At 40.5% G+C, this 14,151-nt stretch carries 10 protein-coding genes; 4 read left to right on the top strand and 6 right to left on the bottom strand.

Annotated elements, in window-relative coordinates:
* Window positions 1-2 precede the first annotated feature (2 nt).
* The 5 genes from CAP51_RS02430 to CAP51_RS02410 form a co-directional block, all read right to left on the bottom strand.
* Window positions 3-1,394, bottom strand: a complete 1,392-nt coding sequence (locus tag CAP51_RS02430; protein WP_087619159.1) for a MacA family efflux pump subunit — start codon at window positions 1,392-1,394, stop codon at window positions 3-5.
* 101 nt (window positions 1,395-1,495) lie between these two features.
* A complete protein-coding gene (gene holA / locus CAP51_RS02425) occupies window positions 1,496-2,485 on the bottom strand; it encodes a DNA polymerase III subunit delta (RefSeq protein WP_087619158.1) in 990 nt (329 codons plus the stop codon).
* A 9-nt stretch (window positions 2,486-2,494) separates the two neighbouring features.
* Window positions 2,495-3,016 carry an LPS-assembly lipoprotein LptE gene (locus CAP51_RS02420; RefSeq protein ID WP_087619157.1) on the bottom strand — a complete coding sequence of 174 codons (522 nt, stop codon included), beginning with the start codon at window positions 3,014-3,016 and terminating at the stop codon, window positions 2,495-2,497.
* A 136-nt stretch (window positions 3,017-3,152) separates the two neighbouring features.
* Entirely contained in the window at window positions 3,153-5,777 is a 2,625-nt protein-coding gene (gene leuS, locus CAP51_RS02415; protein ID WP_087619156.1) for a leucine--tRNA ligase, read from the bottom strand.
* A gap of 111 nt (window positions 5,778-5,888) precedes the next feature.
* Window positions 5,889-6,254 carry a DUF4124 domain-containing protein gene (locus tag CAP51_RS02410; protein WP_087619155.1) on the bottom strand — a complete coding sequence of 122 codons (366 nt, stop codon included), beginning with the start codon at window positions 6,252-6,254 and terminating at the stop codon, window positions 5,889-5,891.
* Window positions 6,255-6,773: 519 nt separating this feature from the next.
* On the opposite strand from CAP51_RS02410, the gene CAP51_RS02405 reads away from it, so the two are divergent.
* From CAP51_RS02405 to CAP51_RS02390, 4 genes are all read left to right on the top strand, one after another.
* Complete coding sequence (locus tag CAP51_RS02405) at window positions 6,774-8,498, top strand: acetolactate synthase 3 large subunit (RefSeq protein ID WP_087619154.1); 1,725 nt, start codon at window positions 6,774-6,776, stop codon at window positions 8,496-8,498.
* Window positions 8,498-8,989, top strand: a complete 492-nt coding sequence (gene ilvN, locus CAP51_RS02400; protein ID WP_087619153.1) for an acetolactate synthase small subunit — start codon at window positions 8,498-8,500, stop codon at window positions 8,987-8,989. The genes CAP51_RS02405 and ilvN overlap by 1 nt, the downstream gene beginning before the upstream one ends.
* A 96-nt stretch (window positions 8,990-9,085) precedes the next feature.
* Window positions 9,086-10,102, top strand: coding sequence for a ketol-acid reductoisomerase (gene ilvC, locus CAP51_RS02395; RefSeq protein ID WP_087619152.1), 1,017 nt, complete (start codon window positions 9,086-9,088; stop codon window positions 10,100-10,102).
* A 1,034-nt stretch (window positions 10,103-11,136) separates the two neighbouring features.
* Window positions 11,137-12,630, top strand: a complete 1,494-nt coding sequence (locus CAP51_RS02390) for a putative bifunctional diguanylate cyclase/phosphodiesterase (RefSeq protein ID WP_171294713.1) — start codon at window positions 11,137-11,139, stop codon at window positions 12,628-12,630.
* A 46-nt stretch (window positions 12,631-12,676) separates the two neighbouring features.
* On the opposite strand, the gene CAP51_RS02385 is transcribed toward CAP51_RS02390, so the two are convergent.
* Entirely contained in the window at window positions 12,677-14,143 is a 1,467-nt protein-coding gene (locus CAP51_RS02385) for an amino acid permease (RefSeq protein WP_087619150.1), read from the bottom strand.
* Window positions 14,144-14,151: the final 8 nt, after the last annotated feature.

Genomic DNA, 14,151 nt, shown 5'->3' with positions numbered 1-14,151 from the left:
ATTTACATCCTCATTCCTGGACCACCAGGGCCCGCTGCCCCAGGCATACGATTGTTGCTATTGCTACGTTTTGATGAGTCATTTGACGTATCTGAACCATCGGCAATCACAACTTTGTCACCTTCTTTTAAACCCTTGAGTACTTGAGCGGTAACACGGTTATTTAAGCCAATCAGGATGGGTTGGGGTTTTGCTGTACCATCAGCCTGTAATACGCGTACCATGCCGCGTGTTGCCTTACCTTGCTCAATCAGAGCTTTTTCATCTTCTGTCAGTTCAAGACGGGCAGGCGCATTGCGCTGCTCTGTATTGCCATTATTAGCAGATTGATTTGTTGCACCAAAAGCCCGTTCACCATTTTGACGGTTTTCAGATGTTTGGCCATTTCTTTGACGACTACCCGCTGGGCGCGTCTGAATAGCTGATGCCGGAATAGTGAGCGCATTTTTTGCTTCGGCCAGAATAATTGACACCTGTGCAGTCATGTCAATTCGTAATTTGCCGTCCGGATTTGGAACATCAAACAAGGCATTGTAATAGATTGCTGTACTTGAAGACGATGAAGATGATGTAGAGTCACTACTGATAGAATCTGGTGCAGGTTCAATTTGACGTAAGGTTGCATAATGTTTGGTTTCACTATCGCCAAGCGTGGTGAAATAAACAGTTTGTCCTTTTTCAACTTTCATGACATCTGCTTCAGAAATTTCTGCCTTGATGGTCATGTTGTTTAATTGCGCCAGTTTTACAATGGTGGGTGCACTCTGGTTGGCGTTTACGGTTTGTCCTTCTTCGGTCACGATTGCCACGATCGTACCATCCATGGGTGCCACAATATGGGTATAGCCAATGTTGGTTTGTGCTGTGTCTCGTGTAATTTTGGATGATTCAATTTGCGCTTCGATGGCTTTAATCTGGGCTTGTGCAGTTTGATAACTTGCCAATGCGCTTTCATAATCAGCACGTGAGGTTGCATCCTGAGCAAACATCTGTTTCTGACGCTCATATTCCAGTTGTACCTTATTCAGGTTGGCCACTTGTTGTAGCCGCTGTGCTTCCAGATTACGAATATTGGCTTCTGCGGTTTTTAGGTTATTTTGTTGTGTGGTTGAATCGATTTGTGCAATTGGGTCACCTTTTTTGACTTCCTGACCCAATTCTACATACATTTTTTCAACCTGACCGGAAACCTGTGCACCGACGCTAATGATTTTGGTGGCGTCTAATGTCCCTGTTGCCAAGACAGTATTTTCAATATCACCACGCGTCACATCGGCAGTAATATAGTCGGGCGCCTGTTGTTTGGGTTTCAAAAACCACCATGCACATAAGGCAATAGCGAGAATAACAATAAAAGTAATCAGATATTTGATAAGTTTTGATCGGGATTGCATAGTGTTTTCAATCAAAATATTGGAATTGGTTGTAGTATAAATATCAATTGAGAATAAAACATGAATTTTGAGAAATAACAATAAGAATTAATTACATCTATTTATAGGGTTAGAACAGGCTTTCCTGATAAAGCACAAACCAGCTGTAATAATAAGTCCTGACTATTCTCATGACCAATGCCCTTGATGGCATTATCTGTTCGTAACAACAAGCTTGACCAAGTAATCAGTTGTGAGGGATTACAACGTCGCAGTGCCTGTTGATACAGTGCAATTTTATTTTTCCAGATGCCCAGTTGTAATGCATTTTGTGGTTGTTCGAATAATTGTAATAGCAAACGCATTTCTTTTTGTAATACCCAAAAAATTAAAGCATGTGCTTCTCCAGATTCCAGTAAAAAGTTGAGTATTTTTATGGCCTGAGCCAAGTCACCTTTTAAACAGGCATCCCCTAGATCGAAGGTACTATAGCGCGATTGATCTTGCAGACTTTGTTGTAATTGTTCAATGTCTATTTGTTCTAATTCGCTAAAGCTATCTGCAACATTGATTAAACTGTTACGTGCGGATAATAAATTATTTTCATGATGATACAGTAACCATTGCCAAGCTTGGGAAGTCAGTTGAATTCCCATTTTTTCTGCTTCGATCTGTAAAATTCGCTGTTGATCCTGTCGACTATAGGCGGTTAAGCCAATTAATGTTCCATTGGCTTCGATGGTTTGAAAAAATGCAGATTTTAGGCTTTGGCTTTCCTGTTTGGGAAAGATAATCACCAGAACATTGTCTTGCGGATTTTGAAGAAATGCTTTGAGCTGTTTTAAGCCTTGTGCATCTGGCTTGATGTTGCCATGTACTTCAATGGCGAGCTGGGTCGAAAACAAAGACAAACTGTTTAGGGCAGAAAAAATCTGTTTCCAGTCATTTACATTTTGTAAATCAAAGCGCTGGCGTTCAATGTTTTGTTGCTGCCAGTGTTTTCGTAGCGCAGAGATAAGATTTTGTTCAAGTAAAGGTTCATTCCCATGCATTAACCATACGCCCTGAACCTGCGTGATTCGATTTAATGCTTGGGTATAATCCAGTTTCATAATAAAAAACTATTGTGCCTGATCAACTTGTGCCTGAGGCAAGCGATTCGCATGCAATTGACGCACAATCTGTTGTGCAACATCATCCTGCATGACTTTAATTAAATATTGTTCTTCCTGACGTTCGGTATTCACACTTGCAATATCGTATTGATAACTACGTTGTGCAATGACAGTACGTGGTGCAGTCAACTGTTCACCTTGAGCATTTTCAATGGTAAAGGTTGCAGACAAGCGCAACTGGACTTCGGTCAGTTTCCCACTAAATAACTGTCTACGTAGCTCATAGTTATTGATGCGTAAAATGGAGGTTGCATCTGCTTGATTTACTTGTGCGCCAAGATCGGCAAGATAGACAGATAACGGGTTTTTCAGTGGTTCAGCTTTTTCAATTAAATCCAGACGAATGGATTTATATTCCTGTGGTAAGGCAGAAACCTGTGTACCACGTAAATGGAAACCACATCCTACCAAGCTTGCACTTAAGCCTAAAGTTAGAACGATTGTTGCGAAACGTTGAGATAAGTGCATGTTGTTTCCTCTATCTTTTGATCTCTTTCATCACGCTTTATAACAGTGTAAAACAGCATGAGTTGAAAGATGATATGCGCGAGAATTCTCCCTCCTTTCATAATGACACAACATTTAAAAAGAGGGAGGGTGGGTTTTAAACCACCAAATTTACCAGTTTATTCGGCACCACAATTTCTTTTTTGGTTGGACCGGTTAAAAATTGCTGTACTTCAGGTAAGGCTTTGGCCTGTGCCAATAAATCTTCCTTGGTGATATCAATTGCAACTTCCAATTTACCACGAAGTTTACCATTCACTTGTACCACAATGGTTTGGGTATTTCGAGTCAATGCAGATGCATCAACAGCAGGGAACAAGGTCGTGGTGAGGTCGATACCAAATTTTGCCAATAAGGTTTGGCTTAAATGCGGTGCGAACGGTGCCAGTAAAGTTAATAGGGTAATGATCGCTTCACGTTCTACCGCAAGGTCAGTGTCGGACTTTGCCTCGAACTTGGAAATGGCATTCAGTAATTCCATCTGCGCTGCAATTGCGGTATTAAAGGCATGGCGACGCTCGATATCATCACTCACCTTGGCAATCGTTTCATGGACTTTACGGCGTAAATCCTGTGCATCTTTGGATAAATTTGCTGTATCCAGTGTGGTGGCATTGCTATCTTTTTCAAGAAAGTTTGCGCTTAAACGCCATACTCGTTTCAGGAAGCGATTGGAACCTTCAACCCCTGCATCTGACCATTCCAGTGATTGATCTGGTGGCGCAGCAAACATCATAAAGACACGTGCAGTATCGGCACCATACTGGTTAATAATGGCTTGCGGATCGACGCCATTATTTTTGGATTTGGACATTTTTTCTTGACCGCCGATGACCACAGGCTGACCATCTGCCTTATAGATGGCAGAAATGCTGCGGCCTTTTTCATCACGTTCAAGCTCAACATCGGCAGGGTTATACCAAGTTTTTTTGCCAGCCTCATCTTCACGGTAGAAGGTATCTGCCAGCACCATGCCTTGAGTCAATAAATTGGCAAAAGGTTCGTTACCCTGTACCACCCCTTCATCGCGCATCAGTTTATGGAAGAAACGCGCATACAATAAATGCAAGATGGCATGTTCAACACCACCAATATATTGATTGACAGGTAACCAAGTTTGTGCGGCTTCTGGTTTAATCATCCCTGTCGTGTAATCTGGCGAAGCATAACGTGCGTAATACCATGAAGACTCAACAAAGGTATCCAACGTATCGGTTTCACGTTTGGCAGCACCGCCGCAATGCGGACAGGTGGTTTCATAGAATTCCGGCATTTTTGCCAATGGATTACCTGAACCGTCAGGCACAACATCAGTTGGTAAAACCACTGGTAATTGATCTTCCGGAACAGGCACCTGACCACATTGTTCACAATTGATCATCGGGATTGGACAACCCCAGTAACGCTGGCGGGAAACACCCCAGTCACGTAGGCGGAATTGTACTTTCTTGTTGGCAAGCTGTTGTGGTTCAAGGTTGGTGATAAATGCATCAAAGGCTTGTTGGAAGGTTAAGCCATCAAATTCACCAGAATTAACCAAGGTTCCATCTTTACTGCCATACCATTCCTGCCATTGTGTCGCATCAAAGTCAATATCATCAGCACCTTTGGCATCAATGACCTGTTTAATCGGCAAGTTAAATTTATTGGCAAACTCAAAGTCGCGCTCATCATGTGCAGGGACTGCCATGACTGCACCAGAACCATAGGTCATCAGCACATAATTGGCAATCCAGACTGGCACTTGTTCGCTTGTCACCGGATGTTTGACGAAAAGTCCGGTTGCCATGCCTTTTTTCTCGGCAGTCGCTAGATCTGCTTCCGCCACTGAACCCATACGACATTCTTCGATAAAGTCTTTAAGTACAGGATTGCTTTCGGCAGCTTTTAATGCCATTGGATGTTCGGCAGCAACGGCAACATAGGTCACGCCCATCAGTGTATCCGGGCGAGTGGTATAAACGGTTAAACTGTCTGCGTAGATTGAAGTGTCAGCAGAAGGGAAGGTGATTTCCATACCTTCGGAGCGTCCAATCCAGTTGCGTTGCATGGTCAATACTTGTTGTGGCCAGCCATCTTTTAATTGTTCCAGATCGTCCAGTAATTCTTGTGCATAGTCGGTGATACGGAAGTAATACATGGGAATATCACGTTTTTCCACCAGTGCACCAGAACGCCAGCCACGACCATCGACCACCTGTTCATTGGCAAGTACAGTTTGATCAACAGGATCCCAATTGACTGTAGACAGCTTGCGATAAATCAGACCTTTTTTATAGAGCTGGACAAATAACCATTGTTCCCAGCGATAATATTCAGGGGTACAGGTGGCAATTTCACGATCCCAGTCAACTGCCAAACCAAGACTTTTGAGCTGATTACGCATGTAATCGATATTTTCAAAGGTCCATTTTGCCGGTGCGACTTTATGGGCAATTGCTGCGTTTTCGGCGGGTAAGCCAAAAGCATCCCAGCCCATCGGTTGTAGGACTGTTTCGCCTTTTAAACGGTGAAAACGGCTAATGACATCGCCAATGGTATAGTTACGCACATGTCCCATATGTAGTTTGCCACTTGGATAAGGGAACATCGATAGGATGTAGCGATGTTTGCCTTCCACAGTGTCTGCAACTTTAAATACTTTGCGATCTTCCCAGTCTTGCTGGACTTGGGGTTCAATCGAATTCGCTTGATATTCGGGATCAATGTGCGTCGTAGTCATAACTTAAGTCAAATTAACATCAAAAATTTTGTTGCACAGCATAGCGCAAAATCAAAAAAAATGCGCTGTCATTCGGTTGAATCCTGCGCATTTTTTATAAATTATGTCAGCTTAAAGCGCAGTATTATTGTTCTGAATGATCAATGGTTGATTCGTGCCTGAATTTTGCTGTTGTGATGGTAAAGGAATACGTTCGTTTTGGTTGGCAGGTGTTGGATTACCCGATGGTGTTTGTTGTTGTGGTACTTCTGCATTTGCATTTTTTGCTGGTGGAATATAGCTACTGCCACTTGGCGTATCATTGTAGGTGGCTACTTTACTTATTTTTTTTGCATTTTTGGGCGGTGGCGTGGCGGTATAATGTGTAGAGCCATTGGCATCTACCCATTTATAAAAATTTTGCGCATAACTATGGAAGGGAATAAATAAAAAAAAGCCAAGTACGCAATAAATAATCTGTTTTTTTTGTAATGACATGATGCGATGCTCTCGGAGGATTAAGATATATGCCGTTGCATTTTATTTTAAATGAAATTGATCAAGAATACATTTATTTCGCATAAATTTTATGGGTTATCACGGTGCTGGCGTTATTTTCTTGCGGCGGAAATATTGTCATTCTGAGTATGGCTGAGTATTTGCTATAATTCATTTGAAAAAACCGTTATTTTGCTTGACTTTCGGGTCGATAGCATCAAAAATGCTCGCTTTAGTTTTATGTATTGATTCGATCACCCTTCGAATTCAAAACATAGCCGTGATAAACATCTGGGCTCTAGACGGGCAGATGATTGATAAGAGTATGTTTTACATCCCAAAATTGCTCTTTAAGAAGTGTAGACTAACATTACTACATTTCCTATATATGTGTTTTACTGTCACGGTAAAAATTATCTAAATCTGAATCCGACAGCTGGTATCAGCCTGTCAAAACTGTTTATGAATATGATGTAACAAAACTGTTTTGTTATATCCAGAAAGTCTAGGGTGAATACGTTGGAACTTCTATCTGGTGGAGAAATGCTCGTTCGTGCTTTGGCGGACGAAGGTGTTGAACACGTTTTTGGTTATCCAGGCGGCGCAGTATTACATATCTACGATGCGCTATTTCAACAAGATAAAATTGATCACTATCTGGTGCGGCACGAGCAAGCTGCTGGTCACATGGCAGATGCCTATTCCCGCGTCACAGGCAAAACCGGTGTGGTACTGGTCACATCAGGTCCGGGCGCAACCAATACGGTCACACCGATTGCGACTGCATACATGGATTCCATTCCGATGGTGATCCTCTCTGGTCAGGTGGCAAGTCATTTGATTGGTGAAGATGCATTCCAAGAAACTGATATGGTGGGGATTTCCCGTCCAATCGTAAAACATAGTTTCCAGGTGCGTCACGCGAGTGAAATTCCTTCGATTATTAAAAAAGCATTTTATATTGCTGCCAGTGGTCGTCCGGGTCCTGTTGTGGTTGATATTCCAAAAGATGCCACCAATCCAGCGGAAAAATTCGCCTACGAATATCCTGAGAAAGTTAAGTTACGTTCTTATCAGCCACCAAATCGTGGTCATTCAGGTCAGATTCGTAAAGCCATTGATGAGCTTTTATCCGCAAAACGTCCGGTAATTTATTCCGGTGGTGGTGTGGTACAGGGCAATGCATCAGCATTGTTAACCGAACTTGCACATATTCTCGGTTTCCCAGTGACCAATACCTTGATGGGTTTGGGCGGTTTTCCGGGTGATGATCAGCAGTTTATTGGTATGCTGGGGATGCACGGCACGTATGAAGCCAATATGGCCATGCATAATGCCGATCTGATTTTTGCTATTGGTGCACGTTTTGATGATCGTGTGACCAACAATCCTGCAAAATTCTGTACCAATGCCCGCGTGATTCATATTGATATTGATCCGGCAACGATTTCCAAAACCATTGCAGCGCATATTCCAATTGTTGGTGCAGTTGAACCTGTATTACAGGAAATGCTGGCACAAATGAAACAGCTCAATGTGTCAAAACCAAACAGTGAGGCGATTGCCAATTGGTGGAAGCAGATTGATGAATGGCGCAAAGTACATGGGTTGCGTTATCAACATGCCACTGACAATTCAATGAAGCCACAACAGGTGATTGAAGCCTTATATAAGGTAACACATGGTGATGCCATTATTACTTCTGATGTTGGGCAGCATCAAATGTTTGCTGCGCTGTATTATAAATACAAACATCCACGTCAATGGATTAACTCTGGTGGTCTGGGAACTATGGGGGTCGGCTTGCCGTATGCAATGGCAGCCAAACTGGCCAAACCGGATCAGCAAGTGGTTTGTGTTACGGGTGAAGCATCTATTCAAATGTGTATTCAGGAACTTTCAACCTGTAAGCAATATGGCTTGAATGTCAAAATTTTATGTCTGAATAACCGCGCGCTCGGTATGGTAAAACAGTGGCAAGACATGAACTACGAAGGTCGTCACTCCAGTTCATATGTTGAATCATTACCTGATTTTCCTAAGTTAATGGAAGCTTATGGTCATATTGGTATTCAGATTGATCATGCTGATGAACTTGAAGCGAAGCTTGAACAAGCCATGAACATCAATGACAAATGTGTATTTATCAATGTCATGGTTGATCGTACCGAACATGTTTATCCAATGCAGGTTGCTGGTCAATCTATGAAGGATATGTGGTTACATAAAGGGGAGCGTACCTAATGAGACATATTATTTCCGTACTCATTGAAAATGAATCAGGTGCGCTTTCTCGTTTGGTGGGGTTATTTAGTCAACGTGGTTATAACATTGAAACATTGAATGTGGCACCCACAGAAGATGAAACCCTATCACGTCTGACCCTGACAACACATGGCGATGAACACAAGATTGAACAAATCACCAAACAACTGAATAAGCTGGTTGAAGTGGTTAAGGTTGTCGATTTGTCTGAAGGAGCACATATCGAGCGTGAACTGATGCTGATTAAGGTCAAGGCATTAGGTGCAGCACGTTCGGAAATTAAGCGCACAGCAGATATTTTCCGTGCTTCAATTGTTGATGTGACACCAAATACCTATACCATTCAGATCGTAGGCACAACCGAAAAACTGGATGGCTTTATTGATGCGCTGGCGGAAAATACCATTTTAGAAGTGGTACGTTCAGGTGTATCGGGTATTGCCCGTGGTGAAAAGATTTTAAGTATTTAATAAACCTGAATCTCTCCTCAATTCCCGATTTGAAAAGGGTAGGTACAGTGGTGCTGTTCAGGAGAGATTTAAACAGAATTTTAGCGGAGAACACAAATGCAAATTTTTTACGATAAAGACTGTGATTTATCAATCATCCAAAGCAAAAAAGTCGCAATTATCGGTTATGGTTCACAAGGTCATGCCCATGCACAAAACCTGAAAGACTCAGGTGTAGATGTTACTGTTGGTCTACGTGCTGGTTCTGCTTCTTGGAAAAAAGCAGAAGGTGCTGGTCTTAAAGTTGCCGAAGTACCAGAAGCAGTTAAACAAGCTGATTTGGTTATGATTTTGACACCAGATGAATTCCAGTCACAACTTTATCGTGATGTGATTGAGCCAAACATCAAAGAAGGTGCAACTTTGGCATTTGCCCATGGTTTCGCTATTTTGTATAACCAAGTCGTACCACGTAAAGATCTTGACGTGATCATGATTGCGCCTAAAGCACCTGGTCATACTGTACGTTCAGAATTCCAACGTGGTTCTGGTGTACCGGATTTGATCGCTGTTCAACAGGATGCATCAGGAAATGCACGTAATGTTGCATTGTCTTATGCTTCTGGTGTTGGTGGTGGTCGTACTGGTATTATCCAGACAACTTTCCGTGAAGAAACTGAAACTGACCTTTTTGGTGAGCAAGCAGTACTTTGTGGTGGTGCAGTAGAATTGGTAAAAGCAGGTTTCGAAACTCTGGTTGAAGCAGGCTATGCACCAGAAATGGCATATTTCGAATGTTTACACGAATTGAAACTGATCGTTGATTTAATGTTTGAAGGTGGTATCGCTGACATGAACTATTCTGTATCAAATAATGCAGAATATGGTGAATACGTTACTGGTCCAGAAGTAATTAATGACCAATCACGTGAAGCAATGCGTAATGCACTGAAACGTATTCAATCTGGTGAATATGCGAAAATGTTTATCCAAGAAGGTGCATTGAACTATCCATCTATGACAGCACGTCGTCGTTTAAATGCCGAGCATGGTATTGAAGTGACTGGCGAGAAATTGCGTGCGATGATGCCTTGGATCAAAGCTAACAAAATCATCGATAAAGATAAAAACTAAATTTATCTTAGAGATTGTTAGAGCCTTGCGCTCAGGCAGAGCGGTGCTCTGCTAATCCTCGCTCATGCCGTGGATTAAAGCCAACAAAATTATCGATAAAGATAAAAACTAATTGGTTTAAATATTTGGTTTTATCAAAACCTCTGCATTTATTGCAGAGGTTTTATTTTATATGAATATTATATTTCCTATATTTTATTTTAGCCCGCAATACAAACATACTGATCATCCAGAGCCCTCGAATAATATCATAAGCTGAATTTTGGCTTATTATTTTCTTCCTCTTTATACTCATTTATGTTTAAAGTTAGTTCATTTAAACTAAATAATACTTGCCTAGGAAAACAGAAACCGCTATTGTAAATGAAATTTCTCAACTGATAATCTTGCATAAGAAATCGGAAGTCCTGCGTGATTTAGTTTATTTCCCACGTCGCTAACAAAAAGTATTTGTGGATGAACGTATGTTCTATGGTGTTAATTGTGATCTCTCTCTCAGTATACTTTCTACAGTAATTACATTTTTGCTGTGTTATGCCACGCTTGGACTGGTTCAAACATCATTTGCAAAAGAACAGGTCTATAAAAATAATCTAAGTATCGTTATTTCTGGCATGCTATTTTCTTTTTTAATTTGGCTTGTTAATACGATTAGTATTTTATTTTGTCCTTTATCAATAAATGATGGAATTGATTATAGAGTTTTACTCTTTTCATTATTAATCACTATTTTTATGTACACTTTGGCAATTTGGTTAAATACACGTATTATTTTTTCTTATATTAGATTAATTTTTGGTTCATTACTGATCGGTATAAGTACCTATATAATGCATTATATGGGGTTAATGAGTTTTAAAATATTAGATCAGAATACTATTTTAAATCCTTCAGTACTTTTATTTTCAATTTTTGCTGTTTCTGTGGGGGCGGCAATTTCATTTTTATTATATGATAAATACAAAATTAAATATCAGGGTAAAAAAATTATCAGAGGCATGATTGTTTTGCCTTTTATATTAGGGATTGTTGGTATGTATTATATCAACCGACAAGGAAATTATCTGGATCTTTTAGCGACCATTCGGTTACAATATTTAAATTACGTTAGTTATAAGGATTTATTTTATATTGTTCTATTTTTAATCCTCATTGTGATTATCGTCAGTTTATGTATTTTGTTACTGGAATATAAGTTAGAACAAAAAAGTCGTGATTTAAAAAAATTAAATTTACAATTGGCACAATTAACCATACAGGATCATTTAACCAAACTTCCCAATCGTAATTTTGTAGAAGAATATGTTAAGCAGTTAATTGCAAGTCATCGAAAATCCAGAAAAGAAATTGCCATTTTATATATAGACCTTGATCGTTTTAAAGTGGTGAATGATGCGTTCGGACATGAAATCGGTGATCAACTCTTGATTGCGGTTGTACAACGTATGCAAAATTTGTTAAATCATAAAAATAAACTGGTCAGAATTGGCGGTGATGAATTTTTATTTATTATTGAAGAAACGCATCTCAATGAAGCCATTAATATGGCTCAAAATGCTTTGGACTTGATTCAGCACACCTATTTGATTGGTGGGCGTAAGGTAACGATTTCTGCAAGTATTGGTATTGCACTCTATCCACAGCATGGCGTGACCTATAAGGATTTATTGGTCAATGCCGATATTGCCATGTATTCGTCCAAACAACGGGGCAGAAATGCTTATCGTGTTTATAACGAAACACTAGATGCTCAGCATCTGAAAAGTGAACTTTTACTGGAAAATGATTTATATAAAGCTGTTGAGGAAAAACAATTTATTTTGTTATATCAACCAAAATTTAATGATAAAAAACAATTATGTGGTGTGGAGGCGTTAATCCGATGGCGGCATCCGAAACTCGGTATACTGGGGCCGGATTTATTTATTGATAAAGCTGAAAAAACCGGATTAATTATTCCCATCGGATATTGGGTATTGCAGCAGGCGTGTTATCAGATTCAGGTATGGGAAAAAAGTGAGCAGCCGTTTTATCCGATTGCAATTAATCTTTCCGCATTGCAGTTTGAACATCATGCATTATTTGAAAATTTGGAACATGCATTACAAACTTACCAGATTAATCCAGAACATCTTTCGATTGAAATTACCGAAACTACGGCAATGCGTGATATTGATTTAAGTGTTAAAAGCTTTGAACGATTGCGTAAAATGGGGATAAAAATCGCTATTGATGATTTTGGTACAGGATATTCAAGTTTTTCTTATTTAAAAGATTTGCCTTTGGATGAGTTGAAAATTGATAAAGAATTTATTACCAATTTAATTGCAGATTCTAAAGAAGAAACAATTTTGGCCAGTATTATCGAGCTGGCGACAAAGCTCGGATTGACTGTAACTGCAGAGGGTGTAGAAACATCTGAGCAGGCAGAAATATTAATTAAATTGGGGTGTCAGCAATTACAGGGATTTCTTTTTGCCAAACCGATGACCGCAGAAGCATTACAGCATTTTAAATTTGAAGCTTAAAATATAGTTATCATTTTAACCATATTTTAAGCTGATTAGAACAAGCTTATGACTCATCAATTTTTAATGGACGGACATCCATCTGTTGATAAGGAATAATTCTGGTTTTATTCTTCCATTTATAACCTAACCAAATGATTAAAAACAGTGGAATACTGATATAGGTTGACAGTAAACCTAACCAGTCAATTTTACCCTCAGTTAATGCCTGATAGTTTTGTCCAAGAATAATCATTGAGCACAGAATAAATGCAAACCACGGGGCAAAGGGAAAAAAACGTGCACGGTATGCCAGATCATCTAGCTTAAAGCCTTGTGCCAAATAACCTTTACGAAAACGATAATGGGAAATCGCAATGCCTAACCAAACGATAAATCCACACATACCGGAAGTATTGAGTAACCAGTTAAACACTGTTTGTTCGCCAATGAATGTTGTCAGGAAGCAAAGTGCAGCAACCAGTGTCGTGGCGTACAGGGCTTTCATGGGTACACCGCGATGATCAAGACGAGCAAAGATTTTGGGTGCTCGTCCCTGATGTGCCATGTCGTATAGCATACGTGTGGAAGAATACATGCCGGAATTTCCCGCAGAGAGAATAGCGGTCAAAATCACCGCATTCATGACGCTGGCTGCAAATGCAAATCCTGCCTGTTCATAGAGTAGGGTAAATGGTGAGAGTGCCACGTTGTCTGTTTCTGCGGCATGCATCAGTAGTGGATTATCATAACGAATCAAAGTACCGATGATAAAAATACACAGGATATAAAACAGCAAAATGCGCCAAAAAATCTGTTTAATGGCTAAAGGAATGGTTTTATGAGGTTCCTTGGATTCTCCCGCAGCAACACCAACCATTTCTGTGCCCTGAAAAGAGAATCCTGCAATCATGGCAATCCCGATCATGGCCTGTAAACCACCGACAAAGGGTGCATCACCATAGCTCCAGTTCTGTAGAACACTCACATCTGGCGTCAGCATGATTTTGCCAATGGTAAATAAACCAATGACAATAAAGACGACAATCGCAACCACTTTAACCATGGAGAACCAAAATTCACTTTCACCAAAGCCTTTGACGGTCATGGCATTGATGGCAAAAATAATGGCAAGGAAGATCACACTCCACCACACGCCAGCAATTTCCGGAAACCAGAACTTCATGATAAATTGTACTGCGACCAGTTCAAATGCCACTGTGATTGCCCAATTATACCAGTAATTCCAGCCTAGCGCGAAACCAAAGCCTTCATCTACATATTTACTGCCATAGGTAAAAAATGCACCGGAACTTGGGTAATGTGTTGCCAATTCACCCAGACTGGTCATTAAGAAGTAGATCATGACACCAATCAGGGCATATGCCAGCAATGCACCGCCGGGCCCCGCAGTGGCAATGGTCGAACCAGAGGCAAGAAATAGGCCGGTACCAATTGAGCCGCCAATGGCAATCATATTCAGATGGCGTGCACTTAATTTACGTTGTAAATGCTGATTTGAAGTGTCAGTCATAGATCGTC

Origin of the sequence: Acinetobacter populi (assembly GCF_002174125.1) — a bacterium.
In the GTDB taxonomy this organism is placed as follows: Bacteria; Pseudomonadota; Gammaproteobacteria; order Pseudomonadales; family Moraxellaceae; genus Acinetobacter; species Acinetobacter populi.
This window is presented reverse-complemented; position numbering and strand designations above follow the sequence as displayed.